We start from the raw sequence: 26961 nt of genomic DNA, 5'->3' as shown, positions 1-26961 counted from the left end.
GGTGGGCAGGTCGTCGATGGGGAGCTGGCCGATCTGGACATCCGCGGTTCGTCGCATTCGCCATCCCTGCGGTCCTCTGGCGGACGACACCAAGGCGCATGTCCCCATAGGGACAGCGCCTTCGTTCAGGTGGCTGCTGCGAGAATCATCAAGGCCTGGTCAGCGAGTGTGCCTCCATGTCCCGCAGTCCGCCGGCGCGCCAGCCCTGCTCAGCACGGGCGCGGATGCCACGCAGCATGGCCCGCTCCATCACGAAGTGCGGCACCTCCATCACCAGCATATAGGCCAGCCCCACCAGCCAGCGCGGCCGGCCCCCGATCCGGAACCGCTGGATTAGTCGGGTACGTGTCGCACCCTCCGGCTCCAGCACGAACGCCCACGTGGCAGACGCTGGTTGCCGGGTGCGCGGGTCCAGAATCTGCCAGAGGAGCAGGCGTCCTGGCTCAACTCCCGCCACGACAAGCGTATCCTGCCCCGGGGCGAATCGTACGATGTCTCCTATCGCCACAGCCTGCCATTCGGGATGGATGCGATCAGCGTTGTGGAACTCCAACCCGGCCAGGTTCTCCAGCCAAGTGTAGCTATAGAGTCCGCCCCGATCCTGGCCCATTTGCGCCAGCCACGGCCACACGGCCTCCACCGGTGCACCGATTCTGATCGCGCGCGTCGATACCCAGGCCGGCTCGGGCACCAATTCGTCCCCCGGCAGCGCACGGGCGACCTCATCCCCCGAGGCTCCCCAGTGCAACACCCAGGACCGCGCCAGGATCAGATAGAGCCACGGCGCCAGCGCGGCGAGCACCTCGGGCCCCGGTCGCCGACGGCCGCCTCTGTCACACGTGAGGAGCCGCCGCGCCATAGCAACAGTTGACGCCACGGCCACGGCGTCTGCCACCAGAGCGGGACCCATGGTCACGAGTGCGCTTCGGAAAACGGATGGAGGGCGAGGGAAGGAGACGGATTCGGCCGCCATAGTCGCCTCACATAGACAGTCGCTTCGTACCAGTCGTGGCCTACCGGGAGGTCGCTGCGATGCAAAAGGACAGGAGGTGGTTCACTCCCACCCCCCGTCTGCGCTGCCGGGCCAGGCGTGGATTTACTCGACCAAGTCCCACTCGTGGGCGTTACGACTGTAGGTACCATACGCCCAGCCAGCATCGCCGCCGCCAGCGAGGTCGTCGAAGTCCACCACGTCCCGCCGGGCCACCACCGCCGACACCCGATACTACAGCAGCTCGATCCGCAGATCGTCCAGCATGAGATCCTGAAGCCTGGCGACGATCGGGCCTCGATCCTGCTCGCGGAGCGTGGCGCGGACCTGGCCCGCGAGGCGGTCGAATTCGGGATCGCACCAGTGACCACGGTTGTTGCCACTGAACGAGTTATCTTTCGTGGGGGCCAGCGAACACCCCAACCGAGTGAGTGTTCCCGGCGGCTGGCCAATCCAACTATCGCCCGCTTCGGTCCGCTGCTGCCGCCCGGGCGTCCATACGGTCTGCTCCCCGGCCATGACGGAACAGGACTCCCAGCCCGGGTGAGCGTGCACGCCAACACCCTGAGTTGCGCCGACCGTGACGCCTGGCGCCGTCGTTCGGTAATTGACGAGCAACTGATACGCCTCTGCCGACGGCACTTCGAGCGGGCCGATTTCGGCGAGAAGTGTGCCGCCCGAGGGTGCTTCGCCAGCGCGCCCGAGGGTAAAGAGCCAGACCAGCCCCTCGGCCTCGCCGACGAGGCCCGTCTCCCCGGCTGCTTCCTCGGCTGCGTCGCGCGAGTCGAAGGTCTGCGCGGCCCAGTACAGGGGACCGTCTGGAAGCTGATCGACGTGCGCTGAACGGTCCCAGGGTTGATTTGGAGCCGACGACTGTGCGCCGCTCACCGTAGGCATCGCAACGCACAAGAGGGCAGTCGCCACGAGGAGTCGTACCCAGAACACCGCCACCTCCATGGTGCAAGCGATTCCCTACGTTTCCTGGAATCCGAAGTGGACGCCGTTATTGCCTCGGCACAACGACGCATACCTGGTCGCGGTGCGTTCACGCAGCGACCACGCTCCAGATCCACAGCGCCGGGTTGCGCGCCAAGATCCGGGCCTAAGCGGCGGGAGAGAAGCCGGTCTCGGCAACGAGGACGGCATCAATCAAAATGGAGATCCCGATGGCGCCAGCGGCCCAGCCCAGCGCACGCAGATAGGCCGACCCACGCGCCATCGCAGCGCCGACCAGGACCACCGCGTACCCCAGGGTTAGCCTGAAGACCGCGTTCACCCCATCCTCGAGCCAGCGCATCATCTTCGCCGCGGGCGTACGACGGTGAACCATCCCCCTGGCCGCGGCGCGAGCGTTGCGTCGATCGCCGTGCTAGCGCGGCGCTTCGCCCCGCGCCTCCCGCTCCGCTACGTCGCGCTTGCCTCGCGCGGACTCGGTCCAGAGAACCGTGTGGCGCTTGGGCCGGTTCGGCTTGGTCGGCTGGAAGTTGACGTAGATCGCCGGCTCCGGCCCGGGGTTGTGCAGCTTGTAGTAGTAGCCGCCGGCGATGTGGACCACCTGGCCCGGCTCGGCGATGAAATCCTCACCGTTCTCGACGCCCGTGATGTGGAGCTTGCCGCGCCAGATCAGGAAGGCGTGGTCGCCACCCGGGTGGCAGTGCATCTCGTCGTGGGCGCCCGGAGCGTAGCAGTTCATCGCGACTTCGCAGTCCTCGAATTTGGTGACGGTAATGCGTTTGACGCCTGTCGGGCTCGTGAAGTCGGCGGCCTTCTCGACGTCGCCGATCTGCCAGCCCTCGTTTTCGAAGAGCAGCTTGCTCTTGTAGTCGCTGTTGGATACCTGCACGTACTCCTTGTCGCCGGTCCGAATCGTGTGGCTCTCCTGCGTCGCCGCCATGTCAGCCTCCTCGGAATGGTGCGCCTACCAGTATAGACCCGGCCCGTGCCGACATTGGAGCGCACAGCGACCGCATTTCCGCGCCGGGCGTGCATTCGCCCTACGAGACCCAGGTCCAATCCTGCATGTTCCACTTGGGAAGCGTGTTCGGCGAACCTATGTCAGGGCCTCGGAGCGCCGAGGTAAACGCGCGGACCCGGATGTTCGGGTAGAACACGAAAATCGGCAGCTGGTCGCTCACAAGCTTGGCCAGCTCGACCCAGGATCGTGTCCGCTCGTCCGGATCGAGAGTCGAATTGAACGCTTCATAGAGTCGGTCGGCCTCCGGACTTGACCAGCCGCCGCGGTTGCTCCCGCGCCAACGATTTGCCGCGGTCCCGATCTGCGAGCTGATGAACGCGCTCACCGCGTCGTCGCGGGAGCTGAGGCCGATCTGCGTCAGCCCGGGAAATGTCGCGCGCACCTCGTTGTCCCGCCCTGCCGTGAGGGGCAACACGGAGAGCGCGTTATCGATGCCTGCACGCTGCCACGTGTCCGAGATGATGGCCCCCGCGCGCTCAGACTGCGTGCCCGCCGTGATCCAGTAGTCGGGTCGGAAACGCTCGCCGTTCTTGGCGAACAGGCCGTCAGCGTCCTTGACGAGCCCGGCCTCGTTCATGAGCTGCTCCGCGCGGCGCGGGTCGAAGGGATACTTCGTGATCGCTCGATCAACCAACGAGAAGGTCGGGTGTTGCGGCATAACGTACGTTTCCGAGATGGAGCCCTTCCCGCTGAAGACGCCTTGGTTGATCGCCTCGCGATCGATCGCATAGGCCATCGCTTGCCGGACGCGAAGGTCGAGCAGAGGCGCGCTCTTCTGGAACTCGGGGCGGAACTGCACGGCCTGGTTGCTTGTGGCGTCGGGAAAGACCAGCGCGACGCCCCGGCCACTCGGGACCCAATCCTGCTCCAGGACCTGCGCGTGCTCGAACTGGAGGACGAAGCCCTCCGCGTAGTCCTCGTCCCCCGCCAAGAGCGCGGTGAGCGCCGCGTTTTCGTCGTTCATGATGCGAGCGACGATTCGCTCGATCCTCGGCTTGCCGAGCGCATGGCCGTCGAAGGCGGCGCCCTCCATTTCATAGCCCGCTTCCCAGCGGGTGAGGCGATATGGTCCCGCCCCTACATAGTCGGTGGTCCAGAACGTGCTGGTGACAAACGCATCGCGACCGGACGGATCGTCGATTCGAGCAGCCAGACCGTCGAGAAGGTGGTGTGGAAGCGGAGGCAAAAGGTCGTTGTCGAGGGAGCCAGCCTGGGGATACGTCGCGTTCCAGTCGATGGCAACGGTGAGCGCGTCGGGCGCGCTCACCTGGTCGATCAGGGTCTGTGGCGTTGGGGTGAACATCCCAAGCGCGGGCGAGGCGTAGAGTTGCCATGCGAACACGAAGTCCTCGGCGGTGAGCGGTGCGCCGTCGTGCCAGGTGAGGCCGGGCCGCAACCGATAGGTCGTCTCCATGCGACCGTCGGGAAAGACCTGCCAGCTCGGCGTATTGAGCACGGGAATCGATTCCGCGAGATACGGCCGCACGATTCCTTGCCCGTCGTACTGGACAAGCTCGGCGTTGAACATTCGCCGCGTCCGCTCGGGAGCGTTCGGTCCGATGACCTTCACGGCCAGGTTGTCGACCTCATTCCGCAACATGATGCGCAGGGCTCGGCCCTGGAGGGTTGCTGCCGTGTCTCTGCTCGCCGGCTGGGGCGTTTCAGTCGGTCCACAGGCGACCAGGCCGAGACAGAAAGTGACGAGGACGGCCAATACGTGTCGACTCATGAGCTTTTGTCCGGCCATTCAGCGAATCTGCCCCGGCGTTCGGTGGCGGTGCTGTTATATGAGCCGAAAGACCCCGAATCAAATACGCGATTGCGTTTCACCCCCAGCTACAGCACAGCGCGCCAGGCGATGACCGTCGCCAGCACGGCGCACGCGGGATTGTTCCTCGTGTTCCCCCTCCGGCAGATGGCGTTGGCGTTTGGGGGCGGCTGTACAGCGCCTTCGCTGTTGATCGCTTCGGTCCCGCTGTTCGCGCGCTGGGTGCTGTACGCGATCCTCGACGCAAGGCGAAGGGCTCTCTCAGCCGGAACACGGTCCCGGACGTCCCTGCCCAGTCCGTCTTCGGCGGGAAGGGCGTGACGGGGAAGGAGGGACTGTTGGTGAGGGGAGGGGTGCAATGGCGAATACGCTGAAGGACCGGGAGCGAGCCCGAGCCAGGTCGACGATGCCACGACGCCGTGTCGCGTCGCGGCTCATTTCCATCGCAAACGCCGGGGTAGAGGAAATGGCAGTCGGGCAAACCCTGGAGTATCCTTGCGCCCGGCACGCTACTCTCGAACCGGAGGGGCTCCATGATCGGATCCCAAGGCTTTGCCGTTTCCGCATCCGTGGGCGCCGCGCTCATCGCGATCCTGGGGACAGGACCACTGACGGTGAGCGCCCCGGTGGCCGCCCAAACCGGCTCGCTTCGGACTGAGTTCGTTGCACCCACGCAAATCGATCCCGCCTCCAGCGCGGCCCTCGCGCCGCACTACGTCGCGTTCGACCCAGCCGCAGCCCCACGTGGCGAGCTCTTCGTGTTCCTCCAGGGTTTCCTCGCCACTCCCGCTGATGCAACGCTGATCGTCGACGAGGCCGCGACTCAGGGCTTTCACGCCATCGGGCTTGCCTACGCCAAACCCGCCAATGTCCCGCCGCTTTGTCAGGTGAACCCGGACGAATCCTGCTTCGAGTCGGTGCGGCGGGCAGTGATCTACGGGGATGCGAGCCCGTTCGCGGAGGTCGCCCCGGCCGACTCGATGGTGAACCAGCTCGGCAAGCTCCTCGCGTCGCTCGCTGCTCAGCACCCCGATGAGGGTTGGGGAGCGTATCTCGACGACGGAGCGCCCGAGTGGTCGGCCATCCGGCTGGGTGGGCATTCCGAGGGCGGCACCCATGCGACGCTGATCGCCCGAGACCACGACCTCGCGAGACTCTGCGTGTTCGAATCGCCCGTGGACTTGGTCGGACCACCGAATGGCCTGCGGCATCTCGCCCCTTGGATCTCGGCCCGCGGCGCGACCCCCGCGGATCGAATCTACGGATTCCGACACGTCCACACGTCCTCCACCTCTTGGCCGGCGTTCGAGGGCGCGTGGGGCCTGCTCGGGCTTGACACATTTGGGCCGTTAGTGGACGTGGATACCGTTGCGCCCCCGTACAACGGCTCGCATCATCTCACCACCGACGCCGCGCCGGCCGTCAGCGACGATACCCCGAACCTCACGCATCGGAGCGTTGTGGAAGATCGGCTCACGCCGAAGACCGCGTCGGGCGCGCCGCTGTTCGCCCCGGTCTGGCAGTACGCCTGCTTGAGCTGAGCGCCCACGACGTGCGGTGGTGACCGGTCGCTTCCCGCATCTCATTTGGCGGGGCCTGTCATCAGACGGGCATTGCGATTGGCAAGATGTGGGGGGAGAGGACCGAAGCGGATGGATCGCCCGAACACTCGTGCTGAATGGCTGATCACCGCCGTCAAGGCGGTGCATTCGGCCATCTTCTTGAGTATCGCCGTCTCCATTCTCCATGTCTTCTTCGCGGGCCTGCGTGGTCGACCCTCTCATTGGACCGGCCTTGCTCTCACCGTAGCTCTCGGTGAGTCCGCCGTGTTCGCCCTCAACCGGTTCCGGTGTCCGTTGACCGAGGTTGTGCGAGATCTGACCGGCGCGGATGTTCGGGTGACCGACATCTTTTTGCCTCGCTGGTTCGCCGATCGCATTCCGTTCATCTTCACCCCTCCACTCGTTATCGGTCTCATTGGTCTCGCACGGGGTGGGTGGCTGCGATCCCGAGGGCCAGAATTGTTCAGGCGGGATTAGCCGCGGCGAGGACCGTTCAACAGGATTCAAGATCGGCCGGAACGGGGGATAATTGCAGTGAGGGGGTTCTCACCATGCGAGGCCTGCGTTTGACCGTGATCGCGCTCGCTGCCTTTGTCCTGATGTGGAACGTAGCCGTCTCTGCCGGTGTCGCCACTGCGGCATCACTGTGTCTGTATCCTGGCATCCCGCAGACGTGGACCACTGACACCGCCGTCGGCACGGTCACCTTCACCCTCGGCGCCGACGAGCGTGGCAGGCCGGTCGTGAACGTCCAGGCGCCAGACGGCAGCGTCGCGACCGAGACCATCGCGCCGTGCGGACCGGACACAGGGTACGCCGCGGCATTCCCGCCTGTCGCTCCACCGGCGATCAGCAGCATCTTCCCGAACGCCCATCCTCACCACCACCATCACGGGCACGACCGGTAGCACAGTCCGGGCGAGCGGTTTTTCAGCATCCTGCAAGGACGCCGATCTACGGGTTGAGATAGCCGTACACTCCCGCTCGTGATCCACTCATCAGCTCACGACACCGACCGTCAAGGCGACCGCGGGGCGCCGCGAGGGCAGGCCGTCTGACGCCCAGCCGGCGGGCTGACCGACGGATCCTGGAGCGCGATCCGGGAATCGCGGCTGATCCGGCTGTGAGGATAAGGCTCCGCGCAGGGAATGCTTCCCGCATACAATGGGTTGCCCTATCGCCGCACCGCGATACAGTCTGAATGGCAACACCAAAGAGGTCCGCACATGATGCGCGCGAGTCGTACCCACTGGCTGGGCTCGGCTGTCGTCATTTCGGCAGCGCTGATCAGCGCTTGCTCTCCCCCTGCTAGCCAGCAATCCAATCGCGCTACGCAACCGGAAGCCCAGACACCGCGTCAGACGAAGACCTTGACGATCGGAGTCACTGGAACGGTCTCCGCGTTGAGCATCGCGGGCGGGTCATCACCGGTTGGCGGCTGGGTGGCCTTAACCGAGATCCACACGGATGGTCTGATCACCGCCGATAGAGACGCGCACAAGCAGGTCGGCCGGCTCGCCGAGAAGGTCCCGTCTCTGGACGACGGGACCATCGCCGTTCTGCCCGACGGCAGGATGCGAGTCGAATTCGGTCTACGGAAAGGCGTCACCTGGCAGGATGGGGCCCCTTTCACGGCGCAGGACCTCGTGTTTTCTTACGACATTGGCGGTCCTTCGGGACTCCCAACGAGCCTCAACGACGCTATGGAGTACGTGTCGGGCGTGGAAGCTCCAGACGATCTCACGTTCGTGATCTACTACAAGCAGCCTTACTTCTTGGGCACAGCGCTCGGCCCGCTCATGTTCTGGCCGCTTCCGCAGCACCTCCTGGGAGACGCGTACGCCCGCTATAGAGAAAGCGGGAATTTGGACGACATCCTCAGCGATCCCTACTGGACCTCCGGCTACGTGAACACGGGCGCGTTTCGCCTCACGTCGTTCGACCCGGGGTCGGGGATGGACTTCCAAGCGTATGACGGCTACTACCTCGGGCGGCCAAAGATCGATGTCGTCTATGTCCGCATCTTCAATGACGACAGCGCCCTCGAATCGAGCCTGCTCGCGGGCGCGGTGGACCTCACGCCAGAGCTGGCGTTGCGCCAGGCGACGGGGGTACCGCTGAAGGAGCGGTGGCAGGCGAGCGGCGAAGGGACTGTCCACGTGATTCCCAATGCGATCCGCTTCCTGGAGCCACAGTGGCGGCCCACGTTGCAGATGGAGCCAACAGTTACGGGGAGCGCCAGCGTGCGCAAGGCGCTGCGCTACGCCTTGGACATCGAGGCGTTATCCGACGCAGTGAACGGAGGCAATCCCCAGCTTGCCGCGTGGTCGATCTTGCCGGCCACCGACCCTCTGTATGAGGTCACGAGAGATTCGCTCCGCGAATTCGCCTACAACCCCGAGAAAGCGCAGGCGGCTCTTCGCGACGCCGGGTGGACGCTCGGTTCTGACGGCAAGCTGCGCAATGACACCGATGGCCGCCCCTTCCGCACGGCCATTTGGGGCAGCCTTGGGACTGACCAGGAGATCGCCGCCTGCGCCGCTTATTGGCGCGCGGTCGGCCTCGACGTCGATGAGCACGTCGGGAGCGCAGCGGAGTCCCGCGACCGTGCTGCCCGGGCTCAATTTCCCGGATTCGAATTGTATAGCGGCGAGATCACGACAGAGATCGGACAACCGGCGGGCACTGCCCAGAATCGCTGGACAGGCAACCGCAATGGTTTCGAGGACGCGGAGGGGCAGCGCCTCGCCGCCGCGTTCCAGTCCAGTCTCACCCTCTCCGACCGTAAAAAGGCGATGGGGGCGATCAACAACTACGTCGTCGGCAATATGCTCATTCTGCCGACGTTCTACCAAGCGGCATACATGGCGGCCCGCAAAGGAGTGAAGGCGTACGACGACATCAACGGCGGATTCGGCGCGCACGTGGGCGCAAATGGGTACTGGGGAAGCTACTATCGGAACGCGTATCTATGGGATGTCGACGAGCGTTAGGAGAGAGACATGACCACACAGCAACGCCGCGCGTGGACAGAAGCTGACTGGACGGACTTCGTGCATACGGGGCCGGACACGCTCGCCGGGCAGTATCTGCGCTTGTTCTGGCACCCGATCATGCGCTCCGACGACCTGCCGACTGGTCGCGCCAAGCCCATTCGCATCATGAGTGAGGACCTCACCCTGTACCGCGGGGAGGACGGCACGCCGCACTGCGTCGCCTTCCGGTGCGCGCATCGAGGCACCCAGCTCTCGACTGGCTGGGTCGAGGGGAACAACATCCGCTGCTTCTATCACGGCTGGATGTACGGTCCGGATGGCCAGTGCGTCGAGCAGCCCGCAGAGCCAGAGCCGTTCTGCCAGCGAATCAAGATCCGGAGCTATCCCGCCGAGGAGTACATCGGGCTGATCTTCCTCTACATGGGCGACGGCGACCCGCCGCCCATGTACCGCTTCCCGCAGCTCGACGATGGGAAATACCTCGAAGTGAACCGTTTCCCCATCTGGCCGTGTAGCTTCTGGAACCGGCAAGAGAACGACCCCGTGCACGTGGCCTTCGTCCATCGGGAAGGTCCCCACGGCCAGATCGGGCTGGTCGAGCCGCCTCGGGTCTGGGCAGAAGAGACACCGTACGGCATGGCGGTCCACGAGATCACGCCGGGCGGCATTGAAAGCACGGGCCATCGCCTCATGCCCGCTATGACGCAGTTCATTGCGCCCGACGGCTCGCAGAACGTTGGCTGGAAAGTCCCCATCGACGACACGCACTGCATCCATCCGGTGGTGCGAGCCATCCCGCTGGACAAGCTCGAGGCGTACCAGACCCGTCGGGGCAATCAGCGGTCCGGTCAGGGCATGGTGTCACCGACGGAGGTCGGCGAGGCGGTCCTCCGCGGGGAGAAGGACGTGCACGACCCGAGCCTCAGCGAGATCACGAACATCGTGAACGTGCAGGACTACGCGTCGATGGTCGGCCAGGGCTCAATTCCCGATTTCGCGCACGAGCACCTGGGACAGTCCGACAACTCGATGATCTTCTGGCGACGACTGTGGGCGCGGGAGCTCCGGGCTCTGGCCGAGGGACGCCCGCTGAAGCAGTGGACGCAGTCGATCCATCTGACCAGCGAGCGGCACTTCACGGACGCATCGAGAGGCGATGTTCCTACAACGACCGGCCTGGGGGTTCTGGGGGCACGCTAGATCGGACCTGCTGAGCGAGGACGACCAGGAGAGCGCTGGCCAGCCGCCCAGGACGACGCCCCGGGCCACGGATCGAGTTAGCCTGCCGCCGCCGCCCGCGCGAGCGCATCGGCGTCTACATCGCTGATCGCGCCAAACACCCCCACTGCGCCCACAATCCGCCCTTCGCGGACGATGGGCGCTCCGCCGCCGCCGTCCAAAATCTGGAAATGGACGATCTCGTTCACGCGCGCGAGGCGATGGGGCGGGGTGGTCCTGGTGACCTCCAGGGAAGGGCGCTGAAAGACGAGCGCCGTGGCCGCTCGCGCTTCCGCGAGGTCCGGGGAGCCGGGCGGCGCGCCGTCCATCCGGTCCATCTGCATCACGAGGCCCGTCTCGTCCACCACGGCGACACCGAGCGCAAATCCCTGTTGCTGGGCGAGCCCCAGCGCGCGATCCGCGTAGCGTCGGGCGACGTCAAGCGAGTGGGGGAGGTCGTCGCGGCACTCATTTCCGGGCCGTCCCCGAAGCGGTCCTTCCCTCGCGGGACGATCGGTGGTTCTGGTGTGCTGGTCCGTGTAGGGAATACCGAGCGCATAAGCGATGACTACGTCTTCGGCGTTCCCCCGCACGCCATCATGCTCGAACTCGCCCGGATCGACGCCGGGGATCTCATCGTACGGGCCAATGCCCTCACCCGTGGCAATGGCACCAATCGCACGGCCATCCCGGCGGATGAGCATCCCCCCTTCGCCCGGGAAGACAGGCTCCTGCACCATGCGCGCCCAGTTTGGATTATTGAACGGCCGCTCGTGCCATCGAATGCTGGTTTCGGTGAGATTCACCCGACGGGCGGCCGTGAGGTATGCCTTTCCGCGCGCGATCCAGGCGCTGGCCGGGGAAGTGCTCATCCGGGATAGACAAACGAGATTGGCTCCCAGGTCCATAATGACGATCGTTCCGGCTAGCTTGAATCGTCGAGTCCGCTCGATCGCCCGGTCCATGATGGCGCGGGCCTCGGTAAGGGTCAGATCGGGACCCGGCTGCAGCGCCTTCATACGTCCCTCCACTACGCGGAGCTGGCGAACGCGGTTGCGCTGAACAGCCATTGCCAGCGCGGAAGGCATGGTATCACGCATGGTAGCCGGCGGTTCCACGGGCCGTGGCCAAGCCTGGCGCGGATCTCCTCGCACACGGTGAAACCGTGGATCGGGGAGAGCCAAGGTCCGCTCATCCGCGCATTTTCGGACTTCGTCGTCGACGAGGGATGACGCCGCGCGCAGGCGTTGCGCGACGGCGGTATCAGCCATCGCGGTTCCGCCTCGCCTGTTTGGCGGGCGTATACTGCGCCAAACAGGAGCGCTGGAGGTCGCCATGCCTGATACCCAGCCTCGGACCGCCGCGGAGCGTGATCTCCGTCTTTTGCGTCTGGACCATTTCAATGTCCCGGTTCGTGACCTCGAAGTCGCGCGCAAGTTCTATTGCGAGGTGCTCGGCGGGGAAGTCGTCGTCGAGGCCACCTGGGCAGGGCACAACGCGGGCCGCGTGCGTGGCGCGCACCTGGACATCCAGCTCTTCGAGGGCGAGGCGAACCTGAACGCCTACTGGCAGCCATGGGGTTTCCCTGCCACCGACCAGGTGTTTCCCCACCGCGCTTTCCGCGTGGCAACCGCGGCCAGGCTCGATGAGATCATCGCGCGACTGGAAAAGGCCCGGGTCCCCATCATCGCGGCGACGCCGGCCGGCGCTGGCGAGGGAACGCTGGTGCCCGTTTCGGTCTACTTCCGAGACCCGGATGGAAACCAGCTGGAGCTGCGGTGCGAGGCGTATCCGTTCCGCAAGGACATTCAGGTAGGCTCGTTCGATCCGAGCACGCAGTACTACCCGTGGCGAGCGTGGCGTGCGGCCGTGCCCGACGGCGGGTCCCCACCCAGCGAGGGCCGATAACCATGCCGCGAGCGAATCCCCGCGCCACAAAGGCCCTCGATCTGGATGGCGTCGACCGCTTCACCCTCCCCGTTCGCGACCTCGCACGAGCCGAGCTCTTCTACACGCACGTGCTGGGCGGGGATGTCGTAGCACGCGGCATAACCGAGATGAGTCAGGTGGACCATCCAGCGGTGCGAGTTCGCATCTGCGAAGGCGTCGACGTGGTGCTCGTGCGACAGTATTACGGATGGAATCCCGTCGACAGCACGAATCCCCACTGGGGTTTCGCCATCCCCGGCGCAGAGGTCGATGCCTGGGTCGAGCATCTCAAGGAGTGGGAGGTTCCCCACGCTCTGCTCTTCAGAGAAGCTGACCAAGAGGCGATGGGCGTGCCCACACGAGTGGAGCTGCACTTCCTCGACCCGGACGGCAACCAGCTCGAGCTGGTTGCATGGGACTACCCGATGAACGACCGTGCGTGGATGGGGCAGTATGATCCCTGGACACTCGTCTACAGCCCACGGACCTGGCCGCCGGCATCGGCGTCGCATCTGCTCGAATCCCAACGCGCGCGCGCCAGGGACTGACCGGCAAGCCGACCGCGCGTCGTAGCGCGAGCATTGCACGGTCTCGGCTCCTCATCAAGCCGGTCTATCGTGTAAACAGAGGCACGTCACAGAGCGTCGCTGCGAGCAGCCACATCTCACCGCCAACCTTCACCAGGCAGCCGTAAGAGGCTTCGCGAAACAGCCCTGGAGACGTGGGCGAAAAATGACCGGTCATGGTGAGCGAAGCGAAGGATCTACGCAGTAACGATCACTTCTCGCGAGATTCTTCGACTGCCGGCTCAGAATGACAGTTCGGTGCGGCCCTCTAGCGGCGGGCCGTTGCGTGAGCCACGCGAAGGGTCCTGTTGAAGAGATCGAACGTGCGTGCAAAGGCGTCGTTCGCCGCCTCCGCACGATAGGCGCGCGGGTCCGTGTGTCGCGCGAAGCCGTGCGGTGCGCCCGGGTAGAGCTTCATGTCCAGGCTCTTGCCCAGCTTCATCATCTCGGGCCAGAATTGCTGCCCCGCCCACGTGCTGATCCCCGTATCCTCTGCGCCGAAGTTCCCGATGACGGGATGCTGCAGGTTCTGGAGCAGACCGAGGTCGCCGATGCGGCCATAGAACATCGAGCACGCACGGAGGTCGTCAGGGAACAGACAGGCGGCCCACAGCGCAAATCCGCCGCCCATGCAGAACCCGGTCACGCCCAGGTCGCCCGTGCAGTAGGGGCGAGTCTTCAGGTACTCGATCCCAGCCCCGATCTTCTCGCGGAACACCGCGCCGGTAACCTTCTCCCTCAGCGGCGCGCCATCCTCCATCCCCTGGGCGGTCTTCCCCTCGTAAAGGTCCACGGCCAGTGCGACGAAGTTCTGCTTGGCGAAGGTATTGGCCACCTCTTTGATGTAGTCGTTGAGGCCAGTCACCTCGTGAACGATGATTACGCCCGGCTGCGGATCGACCGTATCGGGTCGCGCCTCAAACCCCACCGTGTTCTGATTGAGCTGTACCGTCGCCTCTGGCATCGTCCTTCTCCCCTACGTGTCGCTGCCGCGGTTGGATGACTCGGCGCCGATGCTATCACTCGTGGCGCGGCACATCAATGGTGGGAGCCGGTAACGGTCGCAGCCGCGCTGCTAAACTCGAAGAGCAAGGCAAGACAGCACAGCCGTTGGAGAGCTACTCGTGCGCGACTGGTACTCCGGGCTGGGCCCGGGCGCGCAACGCCTCACGCTGGCCCTCGCCTTGGTTTGTCTCGCGTCGCTTCCGCTCTACCTCGTCGGGTTCTCGCGGCTTGCGACCCTGACCACACCAACCCCGGCGCAGACCGACGTCGCTGGCGATGCGGCCGCGCCGCCGGAGCCCGCGGTACCCGTCGCGACGCCTACTCCGTCCCCCGCGGCGAGTGCCGAGCTACCGCGGCCGACCTCGGCCGCGAAGCCAGCGCAGCTCGCGCCCCCGCCTCCGCGCGCGGGCCCACCGGGCCACGAGCCGGGCGCCAGGCCCGGGGAGAAGAAGCGCCGCCACCGGCCGGATCACTGAGGTCTGTCATGCCGAGCGCGGCGAGGCATCTCGCGCCCGGGAGATCCCTCGGGCTGTGCCCTCGGGATGACCGTTCGGTCGTCATGCCGAGCGCGGCGAGGCATCTCGCGCCCGGGAGATCCCTCGGGCTGGGCCCTCGGGATGACCGTTCGGTCGTCATGCCGAGCGCAGCGAGGCATCTCGCGCCCGGGAGATCCCTCGGGCTGGGCCCTCGGGATGACCGTTCGGTCGTCATGCCGAGCGCAGCGAGGCATCTCGCGCTCGGGAGATCCCTCGGGCTGGGCCCTCGGGATGACCGTTCGGTCGTCATGCCGAGCGCGGCGAGGCATCTCGCGCTCGGGAGATCCCTCGGGCTGTGCCCTCGGGATGACCGTTCGGTCGTCATGCCGAGCGCAGCGAGGCATCTCGCGCCCGGGAGATCCCTCGGGCTGTGCCCTCGGGATGACGGTTCGGTCGTCATGCCGAGCGCAGCGAGGCATCTCGCGCCCGGGAGATCCCTCGGGCTGTGCCCTCGGGATGACGGTTAACCGGACGCTAGCAGCATCCCTCCCGGTATCCGCAATTCCTGCAGGGCGACTTGCCGCCGGCGAGATTGGAGATCGGATATCCGCACCGCGGACACTCTTGCTCAAAAGGCGTCAAAGTCGCCGAACCCCGCACGTTCTCCGGTTCGCATTGCGAGCGCTCGAGTTTTGGGTCCACGGCAATCCTCGTCATCCGGCGCGCTGGGATTGGCGGCTTCCCTGTGTGCTGAGCGAACCAGACCTCGTGCGCATGGTTCGGCGTCCCGATCTCGTGGGCCATGAGTCCGCGTCAACGGCGCCGGTCACGATTGTACCTGGCCGTCGGCGCTTGATTGCCCGTCGGCCTCCGCCACCGCTGCGTCGAGGATGGCGAGCGCCGCCCAGCGGAGCACGGCCAGCGCCTCGGCGTTGTCCAGGCCGCAGACGTCCTTCAGGATGACGAGGCTGTCGATGCCCATGGTCAGGGCGAGGGCGTTCTTCAGCCGGGTTAGTCGTTTGGGCGGAAGGGTCGTCCGCAGCGGAGCGAGAGTTTCGTCCAGCCAGCGTCGGCGCCGCCCAGCGCGCACCGCGGGTGCCGCCTCGCCCGCCTTGCGCGCGGCAAACCACGTGTCGAGATAGACGCGAAGGGCCGCCCGGTAACGGCTCTCCTCGTCGACGACGATGCGATTGAAGACGTCGAGGAGCCGGCCGAGGCGCCGGCGGGGATCGGCAGTGTCCAGACGCCGCACGGCCTCATCCACCGGCTCGGTGCTCGGGGTGATGTCCATGATCTCGCTCAGGAGGGCGTCCTGGGTGGGGAAGTAACGGTAGGCTGTCGGCCGGGACACCTTCGCGGCCTCGGCTGCCGTCGATACGGTTGGGGTGACTCCTTCCCGCAGGAGGGAGCGCGCCGCGTCGACGATCGCCGCGCGCGTCCGCTCCTTCTGATTCCTGCGGGGGTCTTGACGCGAGATGTCCATGCCCTTTATGATACGCTGCATCTCATGATACTACAAGTATCATCGAGAGACACAAAGTCTGAGGAGGGTGCCGTGAGCGCGACCCCAGCCCAGCTCGACCAGATCATCAACGACCATTTCCGCTTCGAAGCGACCGATGACGTCGATGCCGTCGTGGACAGCCTCGCCCAGAGGATCGAGCACGAGGTCGTCCCGTCGCCCATGGGCGCCTCGACCGACAAGGCGCGCATCCGCTCGTATTACGAGATGCTCTTCGCCAACGTCGAGGGCGAGCGCGTCACGCCGATTCGCCGTTACTACGGCGACAACTTCGTGATCGACGAGACGATGTGGCACGGGCGCGTCAAGGACGGGCGCCCCTTCCTCTGCGAAGGGAAGAGCGGACCGGTGAGCTTTCGCCTCCTCCACGTCTTCGAGGTTGAGGACGGCAAGATCACGCGCGAGCAGGCCTGGTGCGACCTGGCCGCCATCCAGCAGCAGCTCGGCTGCACGCTGGCGTGAGCCCCCGGGGCCGCGAGCCGACCGCCTACGCGGCGCCTCCGCTCGCAGCCCCGGGCATTTGGCCTACGTCGTCTGCCATTCCTCGGCGTTCCACGGCACGGCGTCGCCGATGGGCGGCACGTTCAGCACGCGGCTGCTCACCAGGTTCAAGGATGGGTCCCAGAACAGCGGCATGACGACGAGCTGGTCGGTGACCTGGTGCAGAATCTGGCCCGCGACCTGCAACCGCTCCCGCCGCGGAACCGTGGCATAGAATCGCTCGACCAGGCCGTCCATCTCCGGATCCGCGTATCGCGACCAGTTGAGGCCCCCTCCGGGTCCCCGAGCGATGAAGTTGTTCTCGGGGAGCCGGGCGGCGAGGCTGTGGAACCCGCCCGCCGCGTTCGTGAATACGTCCGAGGGATACCGAAGGATCTGAAATCCGGGGAAGCTGGACCGGGAGGCCGGATCGGCTGCTCGCTGCGTGGGCACCACGTTCGGCTCGACTCCCACGCCGACCCGCTGCCAGCTATCCGCCACCGTCAGCAGCGTGCGCTGGTTGATCTCGGGGAGCGCGATCGTCATGATCTCCACCGAGAGCGGGAGGCCGGCGCTATCACGCCAGGTTCCGTCGGGCCCCATACTGAAGCCCAACGCTTGAATCTCTTGCCTGGACCGGGCCGGGTCGTACTCATACCGTACGAGCGACTGCGCAACGTCGGCATACTCCGGCAGGCTTGGCGTGATCCAGCCGTCCGCGACGTAGGACAGGCCCCCTTCGATCGTTTCCGCCATGGTCTGGCGATCGAGCGCGGCATAGAGCGCACGCCTGAACCGCACGTCGCTCACGACCTGGGGCCTGGGATTGACGAACTGCGGCCAGACGTTCAGCGCGAGGGTCAAACGCCCCACGTCGACCCTTCCGCCCTGCCATTGCTGCCGGAGGAGGGCGGCTTGCTCGGGCGAGACGTTGCGCCCCAGCGAGACGTCGACCTCGCCCGAGAGCACGTTCGAGACCAGAACGTTGGTATCGATAATGACGCGGATCTCGATCTCGTCGATCTTCGGCCGGCCGAGGAGGTAGCCGTCGAATGCCTCGACGACGAGGTGGCTGCCCGCCTCCCAATCCTTGAGCCGAAATGGCCCGTTGCCGACGAACCCGTGGCTCCAGTACGGCTGGTCGGTGAACGTGGCCTTGCTATCTGAATACGCGCTCTCGAGAAGATGGCGCGGGATTGGCATTGCGAGGGTGCCAAACATCTGGTCGGCGTAGATGTATGGCCGGCTCCACGAAACAACGACGGTCCGTTCGTCCACAGGGCGTACGTCAGCGATGGCCCGGAGCGCGGGGTCGCCAAATGCCGGCAGATCGGGGTCGCGGACAACCTGGGACGTGAAGACCAGGTCATCCGCGTCGAGGGGAATGCCATCGTGCCACTGCGCGCCCGAGCGGATCTTCCAGGTGGTCTCCATCGTGCCATCAGGGGAGACGATCCAGAGGCCGTTCTCCACGGAAGGTAGCGACTCGGCCAGACGGGGCCGCGCCACGCCCGCCTGGTCCTGGATCGACAGTCCCACGTTCACCAGCGCCTCGATCGCGCTCACTCCCGCGATGGCCGGGTCCGCCAGCTTGCTGTACAGCACGGGCGGGTCCCCGCTCACCACGGCCATAATGCGCGACGGCGCTGAAGGCTGCGAGGCCGGCGACGAAGGCCGCGACGGGCTGCTTGGTGCGCAGCTGACGAGCAGCAGCATCGAGACCACGAAGAGAACCGATGCTCCCGTTCGGGCGCGGCTGAGGCTGATCGAGAGGCGGACCATGAGCTACTCCGTCACACAGAACGCTGCGCTAGCTTACCACCGGTCACCGATCAAAGAGCGCCTGCCTCGCGTTCCCCGGGTTAGGGCGTGTCATGGTAGAAAGGCGACGTCGCGGGAGAAACGCGCACCGACGAACGGAGATCTCTGTGCAACGGAAGGCGCACGTGGCCATCGTGACTGGCGCGGGACGAAATATCGGCGAGGCGATCGCGCGGCAGCTCGCGGACGACGGATTGGCCGTCGCCGTCGTCGACCGAGATGGAGATCGCGCTCAGCGGGTGAGCGCTGACATCTGCGTGGCCCATGGGGACCGAGCGATGGCCATCCAGGCCGACGTGACCGTCAGCGCGGACGTCGAGCGGATGGTCGCCCAAACGGTCGGCCGATTCGGCGCGGTGGACGTGCTGGTCAACAACGTCGGCGTGGTGGACCGCACCAACATCCTGGAGCTGCCGGAATCCGAGTGGGACCGGATCATCGACATTTCGCTGAAGAGCGTTTACCTCTGTACCCGGTGCGTCGCCCAAACCATGGTGGACGCAGGCCGGGGAGGGCGCATCGTCAACATCGCATCGACCTCGGCGCACCAGGCCCGGACCGACGCGACGGCATATCCGGCCGCGAAGGCGGCCGTCCTTCACTTGACCGAGTGCCTGGCGGCGCAGCTCGCACCCTACGGCATCCGCGTCAACGCGGTGACGCCGAACCGTGTTGCCACGACCGTCGAGGCAGGCGAGGTGCCGCGCAACTGGACCGTCCGGAACCTCATCGGCCGCCAGATCACGCCAGGAGACGTCGCGCAGGCCGTCGCGTTTCTTGCATCAGACCATGCCGACGCGATCACCGGCGTCGAGCTGCTCGTGGACGGGGGCGCGCTCCGCGTCCTCCCCCCGCGCGACTGACGCGCGGCCTCCGGAAGCACCGGCCGCGTGGTAGCATGGACCGATGGTGCGTTTCGGCAAACCGGGTATCGCGTCGCGCGGCAAACGCGGCCGGCTTGAACAACACCGACGACCAGCGGGAGGCTGATCCGTGTCGAAATCCATCGTGCCCATCGTTTTGGCCCTCACGGTAATAGCGACGGCCTGCGCCACCCCTCCGACGCGGCAGACGACCGGCGCCGATCGGGGCGCAGCCTCCACCGCGCCCAAACGCATCGTCGTCGCCATCATGGCGGACCCGCCTATCGTCGCGAAGATCCTGAATCCGGGCTCCCACTGGCGCGGCGTCGAGCACCTCGAGGCCTTGCTTGACGCGGGTCTCACTCGCGGAGGCGGCGGCGACCGCCATGCAGAGCTGGCGGAAGCTGTCCCCACGGTCGAGAACGGCCTGTGGAAGGTGAACCCGGACGGCACGATGGAGATGCGCTGGACGCTCAAGGATGGGGTCCAGTGGCAGGACGGCTCGCCCTTTACCACTGCCGACCTCATCTTCACAATGCAGGTCGGAATGGACCAGGATGTCCCGCTTTTTAGTACCGATCCGCTCTTTGACCACGTGGCCAGCTACGAGGCGCCCGACGCCCGAACGATGGTCGTGCGCTGGAAAGATCCGTATATTGAAGCGGACACCCTCTTCGGCGCTGGCGACCAGGACGGCGGTCTCCCGCTTCCCAAACACCTCCTCGAGACGACCTACAACAGCGACAAACAAGCCCTCCCGGACGATCCCTACTTCAACCAGGCGCACATTGGCGCCGGACCATTCAAGCTGAAGAATTGGGAACAGGGCAGCCACCTGACCATGACGGCATACGATCACTACGTGCTCGGCCGCCCGAAGATCGACGAGATCGAGGTTCGATTCATCGAAGACGCGAGCACCCTCCAGGCGAACCTCCTGGCAGGCGCGGTCGATATGACCCTCGGCCGAAACCTGTCCGGGCCCCAAACTCTGGAGGTCAAGCAGCGATGGACCGACGGCGATACGTACCTTGACTACAGCAGCGCTAGCATCATCGATACCTTCGTTCAGCTTCGCGACCCCGACCCAGCCATCATGACCGACGTAACGTTCCGTCGCGCCGCCCTCACGGCGCTAGACCGACAATCGATGGTTGAGGCGCTCGCCCCGGGTCAGAGCGACGTAGCCAACAGCTTCATCGCTCCAAACCAACCCCAATATCGCGCCATCCAGGACCGATACACGGTGAAGTACCCCTACGACCCGAAAAAGGCCGTCGAGATGATGCGGGGCATCGGATACACGATGGCAGCGGACAACACCATGCGCGATGGCGCCGGCCAGCCGCTGGGTTGGCAGGTCCGGACGACGGGAGGCGACGATCTGCGCGAGAAGATCATGCTCACTTCGGCCGACAACTGGAAGCAGGTCGGCATGACCGTAAACACCTACGTCATTCCGCGGCAGCAGGCCAGCGATCGGGAGTACCGCGCGAACTTCTCAGCGATGGAGATCGTGCGCCAGCCGGCCGACGTGCGCGGACTCAAGAACCTCCATAGCCGGACCACCTCTCTCCCGGAGAACGACTACGCTGGCACGGGCAATCGCTCTCGCTACTTCAATCCGCAGCTCGACGACCTGATTGACAAGGTATTCGTCACGATCCCGCTGGACCAGCGGCGGGAGATGATGGGCCAGATCGATCACATCCTGACGACCGACTTGCCGTTCTTCATGATCATGTACGGTGGCGGAACGTACCTGGTGAATCACCGCATCAAGAACTTCCAGTCGGACGGCCCCTGGAACGCGTACCAATGGGAGCTGGCGAGCTAAGGGGCCGGACGGACCCCGTCCTCTGCCGAATTGCGCCGCCCCCGATGCGCATGGCCGTGGGAAGCGACCCGGGAAGGGCCCGACCCGCTGAATCTCCCCACCCGGGCGCTGCGGCGCGACCCACCCTCGGGTATGGGGCGGGTCGCGCGTGATGGACGTACGCTCTCCGGAGGAGCGTGGGCTCCGTTCGGAGGAACGTCATGGCTCAACCCGCATCTCGCACGCCCGAGATCCACGCGGTCCGTCCATCCCCCCCGCTTGATGCCAGGATCGCGGATTTCCTCGCCCAGCGGAGGATCGCGGTAACTGGCGTATCCGCGAAGCGGTCGACGACCGGCAACGTCATCTACCGGAAGCTGAAGAGCGCGGGCTACCAGGTGTTCGCGGTCAATCCGACGATCAGCACGTTCGAAGGAGAGGTCTGCTACCCGGACCTGCGCTCCATTCCCGGCGGGGTGGACGGCGTCGTCGTCGTCAACCGTCCTGCCGTAACCGAGGTCATCGCGCGCCAATGCGTGGAGGCCGGGGTCCCGCGGATCTGGATGCACCAGTCGCTCATTCGGGCCGGGACGAGCGTCTCGGAGGAGGCCGTCGGATTCTGCCGAGAGCACGGCATTACCGTGATTCCGGGAGCGTGTCCGATGATGTACGTCCGTGGCGCCGATTTCGGACACCGGTGCATGCGTTGGATGCTGCGCGTCACCGGCGGCTTGCCGGCATAGCGTCGAACTCTCGCCGGCGCTTCGTCTTGCCGACCCACGGACGGCGATGGATCGTTGAGGGCCGGTCTCAGCGCGCAACGGTGGAGATCGCTCGGCAGATGCCGGACGCGTTCGTCCCTTCCAGCGTCTGGACCCGATTCGTCCTCTCATAGCGCGGGTGTGACGCGGACCATACACCGGCGCGACGATCGCGCAACCTTCGCTCAGCCCGCGCGCGGGATCCTCGCGGGATTGGAGACGGGCCGTGACGCGCCGCGACGGCCAGTATAATCGGGCGCTCCGTGGAGCACCAGGACGGGAGGGCACATGGCCTGCACACGGTCGTCCGTCACCGCGCGATGGGCGGGGTGGCTCAAGCGCGGCGCGAGCGCGAATGTGGCCGCGCTCGTGGTCATCGCGACGGGGTGCGTGGGCGGTCCCTCGGGGCGCGCGGCGCCTGGAGCCCAGGCGCCGGCCACCGAGACCTCTCCGAAGTCGATTACCATCGCATTCCCCATCGACCCTACGGCTCTGGCAGGCAGCATGTCCGGGCTCGGCGCCGCCGCGGTTCCCAGCCGCTACTTCCGCGAGTTCACGAACGCGTATCTCACGACCCACGACGCTCGGGATGAGCTGGTGCCCTGGCTCGTCACGGACCTTCCGTCGCTCGATGATGGGACGTGGAAGGTCCTGGACGATGATCGCATGGAGGTTACCTGGAAGCTCCGGCACGGCATCACGTGGCAGGACGGCGCCGAGCTGACCTCCGACGATCTGAAATTCAGCTGGGAGGTCAGCAAAGATCCGACGACCACGCTGGCCCCCCAAGGGATCGCACGATATGTGGAGTCGGTAGAGACTCCCGATCCGTACACGGCGACCTTCATCTGGGGTCAGGTGAGCCAACTGGGCATTCAGGCCGGCGTGCGCGAGTTCGACGTGCTGCCGCGCCACGTCCTCGGGGATGTGGAACGGGCCGGATTCTCAGACAACGCGTACTTCACCGATCCCGGGGTGTTCGTCGGCAGCGGCCCGTTTCGTGCCGTGGCGTGGGACCGCGGCAGCTCCATCACCCTCCAAGCGAACGACGCATACTTCCTCGGCCGACCAAAGATCGATCGCGTGACGTTCACGATTATTCGCGACACGCAGGCTGCTCTCGCGAATATGCTCGCCGGGCGGATTGACATCGCGTACTGGACCATCTCCAACGAGGGTGCACGGATCATCGCGCAAGAATGGTCCAAGGCGGGCGGCGGCACCGTGGAGATGCAGCCAAACAACGCGAGGCACCTGCTGCCGCAGCTGCGGCCCGACTACGCGACGCCTCGCGACCTTACCGACGTTCGCGTGCGCAAGGCGCTCATGTACGCGATGGACCGGGCGGAGCTTGCCGAAACCGCCGCGCCCGGTGCAGCTGAGGTTGTGAACAGCACCACGTATCCGGACAGCGCCTTGGGGAAGGTCGTCGAGGAGCGGGCGATCCACTATGACCCGGATCCGGCCCGGGCGCAGGCGCTGTTCGCCGAAACAGGCTGGCAGAAAGGCCCTGACGGGATGCTGACGAAGCTCGGCGAGCGCTTCCAGCTCAGTCTTCGCACGGGAAACGCGTCCAGCGACGCCGGCATGATTTTCCCCGTGCTCCAGCAACAATACCGCGCCATCGGTATCGACCTGGCGCTGGACACCTCCGTGCCCGCCGACGTGCAGGCGGAGGCGACCTTCTCGGGTGTTTGGTTCACGGCGCTTCCCGACAATCAGACTGGATTCCTCAGTCGGTTCAACAGCGCCCTCATCGCGGGCCCCCAGAATCGCTGGGCGGGGACCGACCGCAATGGCTATGCCAATCCTGCGGCGGACGAGCTGCTCCGTCGCGTGGACCGCACGCTCCGCCGCGACGAGCGCATCGAAGTCTGGGCTGAGGCCAATCGCGTCCTCGTAGACGACGTGGCCTTCATGCCCCTGTACAACTACCCCTATCCGTACGTGGTGGCCGGGCGCGTTGTGGGCGCTACGCCGGGCAACCCCATCAATCCACCGTCCTACTTCCCCCACACTTGGGACGTCCGATAGGCGGCCGAGCTCAGACGGCGGCGGGCTCGGTGTGGTGCTTCCCATTGAAGGTGCGAATGGACGGCTGCGTGATCACCTCGCAGCCGCGGCCACTCCTGAAGGAGAAGCCACGGCGGTTGTCGTCGGAGTTGATCTGGCCATGGGCGGATTGCTCTGTCCGTTGCCGCTAGTCTGCCTTATTGGCGACGACGTCGATGCTGACGCGGATCTCTTCCCCGGCCACGGAGCGATCGCCAACCATGCCGCTTCGAATCCCGAAATCGCTCCGCCGGAGCGTCGCCCGTGCGCTGAAGCCCCGCTTCGTCCGCCCGCGCGCGTCAGTCGCCTCGCCCCCATAGGAACCCTCGAGCGCCACTTCGCGCGTCACCCCGTGCAGCGTCAGCGAGCCGATCATGCGATACGCGTCGGCCGTGCGCTCGACCCGCGCGGTCTTGAACGCGATGGTCGGGAAGGTGTCGACGTCGAGGAAGTCGCTGCTGCGCACGTGGTCATCCATCGCTTGGTGCCCGGAAAAGAGGCTCGCGGCGTCGATGGTCGCATCGACCGACCAGTTGCACGGATCGGGATCATCCACATTCAGCCTTGCCTGCACCTTGGTGAATCGGCCCTTGATGGTGGCGATCCCGAGATAGCCAACCGCCCATTCCACTTTCGAAAGGTTCGGGTCATACTCCCACGCCATCTTGCACTCCCACGAAATGTGGTCGCAATGATAAGGCAGCAGGTCGGGTGTGTCTCCGCGTGGAACACGAATTCTTCCAAGAGTTCGGGTTCCGTTCGTCCGCTCGGACCGAGAATTCGTGGCGGCAATCGCACTCAGGACATACGGTTCCTGCGGCCGCGGCGGACGCGAGCCGCCGCGAACCGGTAAGCCGGAAAGGAGGCGCGCCGTGTACACCCAGCGAATCGTCCACGTCCCAGCCCTCGGAAAGAGCGCCGAGCTTCGTGCCGCGCTGGAGGAGCGCAACAACTCACCCAGCACGGTTCCCCACGCCCTCGCCGCGAATATGTTCTCGCCCCAGGTCGCCTACGTCCACGCGCTGCGGTTCGAGGATCTGGCGGCCATAGAGGCTTATCAAAACAGACCGCTCGACGCGACGTTCCAGGCGCAAGGTCAGAAGATCAACCAGTGCCTTGCGCAAGAGCGCATCACCTTCCTGTACGAGCAGCTCGCGACGACGGGCCCGCTGTCGGTCCGGCCCAAGTTCGCAATCCGCAATCGCCAGGCACCGGCCGCGGGCAAGGGCCCAGAGCTGCGCGCGATGCTCGATGAGCGGATACACACGAAGAGGCCGGGAGTGGCCGGCGCCCGGCTGGAGCGTCAGATTGGTTCGATTGCGGGTCCAGCCTTCACCGTCACGCTGCTATTCGGCAGCATGGCGGACATGGATACGTTCTTCGCGGCCAACGAGGCCGATACGTCCTTCCCGACATACGTCAAAAAGATTGCCTCGCTCACCCGCACGCCCCTGCAGCAGCGAATCCAGCGCATCATCGCTCCGTTCCCAGCGCAATGAGCGAGTATCGCGTCTCCGGCGACTCGTCGGACCGAGCGAGGGGGATTGCCGTGCAATAATCGCGCTCAGCGCCGTGAAGCATCTCCAGCAGGCGAGGGCATCCGGGGTTTCCCATCAGGACGGCGGTGCATCCGGACGGGCTTGATCGGCGCAGAGGAGGATCGCGATGGCAGGCGAATCCGCCGCCTATCGACCGCGCCCCCGCCCGCCGGGGACCGCCGCCCGCCACATCGCCTCTCCCGCGCCACGCTTGCGAGAACGAGCACAAGCGGCGGTGGCAGAGCCCTTCGTCGGCGTCACCGCGGACGGCCGCGACGAGCCTGGCCTCTTCCCGATCCGCGCGACCGGAGCCTCGACGGAGCCGATGTGGCGCGCTGCCGAGGCGTACCTCGGCAGCCTCAGCGCCGAGCAGCGGGGCGCGCGTAAAGCTGGACGAGGTACGGGAACACCTGTCCAAAGCTTCTTCGCATGGGCTGGCGAATGCGGGGACGAGAGCGTCTCCTCCTATCGGGTTCAGAGCCCAGTCTTGCTGATCGAATTCGATCACCAGGCCGGCATCGCTCTCGACAATGACGTGCCCACGCGAACGCACATCCACACCGTGGTCCGCACCCCGAACGGAAACGACTCTGGCCGCGACATTCTTCGCCAGCACGTCGCCGCGCGCGAGACTTGACCGAAGCTCCCTTCGCGCCGCGTGGCGATTATGAGCCGGGTGGCCCCGGGCGAACGGCGACCAGACGGCCTTCGTGGAGGTGGCCCAGAAACGCGACGCCAAGGACAAGGCCTGCGCCGGCCACGAGTGCCAGCCCCACTGCCGGCCCCGCGGCACCGGACGAAGAGGCGCCTTCGATGACCACCGCCGCTGCGGCGGAGGTCCCGACGAAGACCACCATCGGGAGGAGCGCCCCCGCGAGAAGGTAACCGGTCGGCTTGCCCTGCCACAACCGGACTCCCGCGATCCAGAGGATCGGGAGGAAGAACGCCAGGTCGAGGACGTGGACGGGATCGGTGGGAATCCCCGCGGCGCGGACGCCCGCCGGGGTGACGCCACTGACGAGCGCTTGGATATCCTGGCGGACCCAGAGAGCGAACGTCGCGCTCGCGACGACGACCAGGTACCCGGCGACGAGCCGCCTCGGCATCCCCTCCCGCCGCCGTCCGTACACGACGCTCGGATGGACCTGCGGGAGGAGTGTCACGAGCGCCCAGAATACGAGTCCGAGCGCCGCCACGTAGACGAGAAATAGCTCGTTGAACGCCACATCGAACGCATAGATCGCATACGCATAGAGGAGATAGCCGAGCGCGCCTAGCCAGACGAGCTGCCCCCGGATCGAGCCACGTCTGGCGAGGATCATCGACGCCGCGAGGGTGGGCAGCGCCATCACGAGGTTGACGAGGTCCGACCCTCGTGCGGCGGCCGCCCAGACCGGGGCGTCGCGATAGACCCCCGGGATGAAAAAGCCGGCCGCGGAACCTATCAGCGAGAGGGCCATGGCGGCGATTGAGAGCAGCACCGGGGCGCGCGACGGCCAGCCCCGGGCCGTACGCATGGCCTCGATGCCACTGAACGAGTCTGGCGGGGCGACAAGCGTGAGCCTGCGCACGAGAGAGCCTACCCCCTTCCGCAAACAGCGCCTCGCTGGCGCCGGCCCACC

At 65.9% G+C, this 26961-nt stretch carries 26 protein-coding genes; 15 read left to right on the top strand and 11 right to left on the bottom strand.

Annotation, left to right across the window (positions count from 1 at the left end; genetic code table 11):
* Positions 1-148 precede the first annotated feature (148 nt).
* From VFC51_00515 to VFC51_00495, 5 genes are all read right to left on the bottom strand, one after another.
* Positions 149-916 (bottom strand): SRPBCC family protein, encoded by a 768-nt coding sequence (locus VFC51_00515; protein HZT05488.1) that lies wholly within the window; start codon positions 914-916, stop codon positions 149-151.
* A 309-nt stretch (positions 917-1225) separates the two neighbouring features.
* Positions 1226-1936: a hypothetical protein gene (locus VFC51_00510; GenBank protein ID HZT05487.1), complete on the bottom strand. Its 711-nt coding sequence runs from the start codon at positions 1934-1936 to the stop codon at positions 1226-1228.
* A gap of 157 nt (positions 1937-2093) precedes the next feature.
* Positions 2094-2288 (bottom strand): hypothetical protein, encoded by a 195-nt coding sequence (locus VFC51_00505; protein HZT05486.1) that lies wholly within the window; start codon positions 2286-2288, stop codon positions 2094-2096.
* Positions 2289-2360: 72 nt separating this feature from the next.
* Positions 2361-2885 (bottom strand): cupin domain-containing protein, encoded by a 525-nt coding sequence (locus tag VFC51_00500; GenBank protein ID HZT05485.1) that lies wholly within the window; start codon positions 2883-2885, stop codon positions 2361-2363.
* A gap of 100 nt (positions 2886-2985) precedes the next feature.
* Positions 2986-4695, bottom strand: coding sequence for an ABC transporter substrate-binding protein (locus VFC51_00495; GenBank protein ID HZT05484.1), 1710 nt, complete (start codon positions 4693-4695; stop codon positions 2986-2988).
* A gap of 572 nt (positions 4696-5267) precedes the next feature.
* On the opposite strand from VFC51_00495, the gene VFC51_00490 reads away from it, so the two are divergent.
* The 5 genes from VFC51_00490 to VFC51_00470 all read left to right on the top strand — a co-directional run bounded on the left by VFC51_00490 (position 5268) and on the right by VFC51_00470 (position 10492).
* Entirely contained in the window at positions 5268-6275 is a 1008-nt protein-coding gene (locus VFC51_00490; protein HZT05483.1) for a hypothetical protein, read from the top strand.
* 111 nt (positions 6276-6386) lie between these two features.
* Positions 6387-6773, top strand: coding sequence for a hypothetical protein (locus VFC51_00485; GenBank protein ID HZT05482.1), 387 nt, complete (start codon positions 6387-6389; stop codon positions 6771-6773).
* A gap of 74 nt (positions 6774-6847) precedes the next feature.
* Positions 6848-7204, top strand: coding sequence for a hypothetical protein (locus VFC51_00480; protein HZT05481.1), 357 nt, complete (start codon positions 6848-6850; stop codon positions 7202-7204).
* A gap of 534 nt (positions 7205-7738) precedes the next feature.
* Positions 7739-9289, top strand: a complete 1551-nt coding sequence (locus tag VFC51_00475) for an ABC transporter substrate-binding protein (protein ID HZT05480.1) — start codon at positions 7739-7741, stop codon at positions 9287-9289.
* Positions 9290-9298: 9 nt separating this feature from the next.
* Positions 9299-10492, top strand: a complete 1194-nt coding sequence (locus VFC51_00470) for a Rieske 2Fe-2S domain-containing protein (protein HZT05479.1) — start codon at positions 9299-9301, stop codon at positions 10490-10492.
* 77 nt (positions 10493-10569) lie between these two features.
* On the opposite strand, the gene VFC51_00465 is transcribed toward VFC51_00470, so the two are convergent.
* A complete protein-coding gene (locus VFC51_00465; protein HZT05478.1) occupies positions 10570-11529 on the bottom strand; it encodes a heme-binding protein in 960 nt (319 codons plus the stop codon).
* A 316-nt stretch (positions 11530-11845) separates the two neighbouring features.
* On the opposite strand from VFC51_00465, the gene VFC51_00460 reads away from it, so the two are divergent.
* Together VFC51_00460 and VFC51_00455 are read left to right on the top strand one after the other, a co-directional pair.
* Positions 11846-12418: a VOC family protein gene (locus VFC51_00460; GenBank protein ID HZT05477.1), complete on the top strand. Its 573-nt coding sequence runs from the start codon at positions 11846-11848 to the stop codon at positions 12416-12418.
* Positions 12419-12420: 2 nt separating this feature from the next.
* A complete protein-coding gene (locus tag VFC51_00455; GenBank protein ID HZT05476.1) occupies positions 12421-12987 on the top strand; it encodes a VOC family protein in 567 nt (188 codons plus the stop codon).
* Positions 12988-13273: 286 nt separating this feature from the next.
* Here the strand turns inward: VFC51_00455 and VFC51_00450 are convergent, their stop codons facing one another.
* The gene (locus tag VFC51_00450) at positions 13274-13969 is read right to left on the bottom strand and encodes a dienelactone hydrolase family protein (GenBank protein HZT05475.1); all 696 of its coding nucleotides are present in this window, start codon (positions 13967-13969) and stop codon (positions 13274-13276) included.
* Between the two features lie 160 nt (positions 13970-14129).
* Here VFC51_00450 and VFC51_00445 point away from each other — a divergent pair, with 160 nt between their 5' ends.
* On the top strand, positions 14130-14486 hold the full coding sequence (locus VFC51_00445) for a hypothetical protein (protein HZT05474.1): 357 nt from the start codon (positions 14130-14132) through the stop codon (positions 14484-14486).
* An 826-nt stretch (positions 14487-15312) separates the two neighbouring features.
* Here the strand turns inward: VFC51_00445 and VFC51_00440 are convergent.
* Entirely contained in the window at positions 15313-15990 is a 678-nt protein-coding gene (locus tag VFC51_00440) for a TetR/AcrR family transcriptional regulator (GenBank protein HZT05473.1), read from the bottom strand.
* Between the two features lie 51 nt (positions 15991-16041).
* Between VFC51_00440 and VFC51_00435 the strand changes: the two genes are divergently transcribed.
* The gene (locus tag VFC51_00435) at positions 16042-16470 is read left to right on the top strand and encodes a nuclear transport factor 2 family protein (protein HZT05472.1); all 429 of its coding nucleotides are present in this window, start codon (positions 16042-16044) and stop codon (positions 16468-16470) included.
* A 63-nt stretch (positions 16471-16533) separates the two neighbouring features.
* Here the strand turns inward: VFC51_00435 and VFC51_00430 are convergent, their stop codons facing one another.
* Positions 16534-18270 carry a peptide ABC transporter substrate-binding protein gene (locus VFC51_00430; GenBank protein ID HZT05471.1) on the bottom strand — a complete coding sequence of 579 codons (1737 nt, stop codon included), beginning with the start codon at positions 18268-18270 and terminating at the stop codon, positions 16534-16536.
* Positions 18271-18416: 146 nt separating this feature from the next.
* Here VFC51_00430 and VFC51_00425 point away from each other — a divergent pair, with 146 nt between their 5' ends.
* From VFC51_00425 to VFC51_00410, 4 genes are all read left to right on the top strand, one after another.
* Positions 18417-19172 (top strand): glucose 1-dehydrogenase, encoded by a 756-nt coding sequence (locus VFC51_00425; protein HZT05470.1) that lies wholly within the window; start codon positions 18417-18419, stop codon positions 19170-19172.
* A gap of 130 nt (positions 19173-19302) precedes the next feature.
* Positions 19303-21009: an ABC transporter substrate-binding protein gene (locus VFC51_00420; GenBank protein HZT05469.1), complete on the top strand. Its 1707-nt coding sequence runs from the start codon at positions 19303-19305 to the stop codon at positions 21007-21009.
* 200 nt (positions 21010-21209) lie between these two features.
* Entirely contained in the window at positions 21210-21731 is a 522-nt protein-coding gene (locus VFC51_00415; GenBank protein ID HZT05468.1) for a CoA-binding protein, read from the top strand.
* Positions 21732-22037: 306 nt separating this feature from the next.
* Positions 22038-23783: a peptide ABC transporter substrate-binding protein gene (locus VFC51_00410; GenBank protein ID HZT05467.1), complete on the top strand. Its 1746-nt coding sequence runs from the start codon at positions 22038-22040 to the stop codon at positions 23781-23783.
* Positions 23784-23949: 166 nt separating this feature from the next.
* Here the strand turns inward: VFC51_00410 and VFC51_00405 are convergent, their stop codons facing one another.
* Positions 23950-24465, bottom strand: a complete 516-nt coding sequence (locus tag VFC51_00405; GenBank protein HZT05466.1) for a YceI family protein — start codon at positions 24463-24465, stop codon at positions 23950-23952.
* 208 nt (positions 24466-24673) lie between these two features.
* Between VFC51_00405 and VFC51_00400 the strand changes: the two genes are divergently transcribed.
* Both VFC51_00400 and VFC51_00395 read left to right on the top strand, forming a co-directional pair.
* A complete protein-coding gene (locus tag VFC51_00400) occupies positions 24674-25300 on the top strand; it encodes a hypothetical protein (GenBank protein HZT05465.1) in 627 nt (208 codons plus the stop codon).
* Between the two features lie 166 nt (positions 25301-25466).
* Positions 25467-25976, top strand: coding sequence for a DUF3500 domain-containing protein (locus VFC51_00395; protein ID HZT05464.1), 510 nt, complete (start codon positions 25467-25469; stop codon positions 25974-25976).
* A gap of 28 nt (positions 25977-26004) precedes the next feature.
* Here the strand turns inward: VFC51_00395 and VFC51_00390 are convergent, their stop codons facing one another.
* Positions 26005-26910 carry a hypothetical protein gene (locus VFC51_00390; GenBank protein HZT05463.1) on the bottom strand — a complete coding sequence of 302 codons (906 nt, stop codon included), beginning with the start codon at positions 26908-26910 and terminating at the stop codon, positions 26005-26007.
* Between the last annotated feature and the right edge of the window lie 51 nt (positions 26911-26961).

Source organism: Chloroflexota bacterium (assembly GCA_035652535.1).
Lineage (GTDB): Bacteria > Chloroflexota > UBA6077 > UBA6077 > SHYK01 > DASRDP01.
Note: the sequence above shows the minus strand (reverse complement) of the source record. Positions and strands in the feature narration are given on the sequence as shown.

Excerpts from the sequence above, each read along its gene's own strand:
- VFC51_00455 (HZT05476.1), top strand. The coding sequence starts at position 12,421 with ATGCCGCGAGCGAATCCCCGCGCCACAAAGGCCCTCGATCTGGATGGC.
- VFC51_00490 (HZT05483.1), top strand. The coding sequence starts at position 5,268 with ATGATCGGATCCCAAGGCTTTGCCGTTTCCGCATCCGTGGGCGCCGCG.
- VFC51_00500 (HZT05485.1), bottom strand. The coding sequence starts at position 2,885 with ATGGCGGCGACGCAGGAGAGCCACACGATTCGGACCGGCGACAAGGAG.
- VFC51_00405 (HZT05466.1), bottom strand. The coding sequence starts at position 24,465 with ATGGCGTGGGAGTATGACCCGAACCTTTCGAAAGTGGAATGGGCGGTT.
- VFC51_00395 (HZT05464.1), top strand. The coding sequence starts at position 25,467 with ATGGCAGGCGAATCCGCCGCCTATCGACCGCGCCCCCGCCCGCCGGGG.
- VFC51_00465 (HZT05478.1), bottom strand. The coding sequence starts at position 11,529 with ATGAAGGCGCTGCAGCCGGGTCCCGATCTGACCCTTACCGAGGCCCGC.
- VFC51_00495 (HZT05484.1), bottom strand. The coding sequence starts at position 4,695 with ATGAGTCGACACGTATTGGCCGTCCTCGTCACTTTCTGTCTCGGCCTG.
- VFC51_00450 (HZT05475.1), bottom strand. The coding sequence starts at position 13,969 with ATGCCAGAGGCGACGGTACAGCTCAATCAGAACACGGTGGGGTTTGAG.
- VFC51_00485 (HZT05482.1), top strand. The coding sequence starts at position 6,387 with ATGGATCGCCCGAACACTCGTGCTGAATGGCTGATCACCGCCGTCAAG.
- VFC51_00415 (HZT05468.1), top strand. The coding sequence starts at position 21,210 with ATGGCTCAACCCGCATCTCGCACGCCCGAGATCCACGCGGTCCGTCCA.
- VFC51_00440 (HZT05473.1), bottom strand. The coding sequence starts at position 15,990 with ATGCAGCGTATCATAAAGGGCATGGACATCTCGCGTCAAGACCCCCGC.
- VFC51_00430 (HZT05471.1), bottom strand. The coding sequence starts at position 18,270 with ATGGTCCGCCTCTCGATCAGCCTCAGCCGCGCCCGAACGGGAGCATCG.
- VFC51_00460 (HZT05477.1), top strand. The coding sequence starts at position 11,846 with ATGCCTGATACCCAGCCTCGGACCGCCGCGGAGCGTGATCTCCGTCTT.
- VFC51_00410 (HZT05467.1), top strand. The coding sequence starts at position 22,038 with ATGGCCTGCACACGGTCGTCCGTCACCGCGCGATGGGCGGGGTGGCTC.
- VFC51_00480 (HZT05481.1), top strand. The coding sequence starts at position 6,848 with ATGCGAGGCCTGCGTTTGACCGTGATCGCGCTCGCTGCCTTTGTCCTG.
- VFC51_00505 (HZT05486.1), bottom strand. The coding sequence starts at position 2,288 with ATGCGCTGGCTCGAGGATGGGGTGAACGCGGTCTTCAGGCTAACCCTG.
- VFC51_00470 (HZT05479.1), top strand. The coding sequence starts at position 9,299 with ATGACCACACAGCAACGCCGCGCGTGGACAGAAGCTGACTGGACGGAC.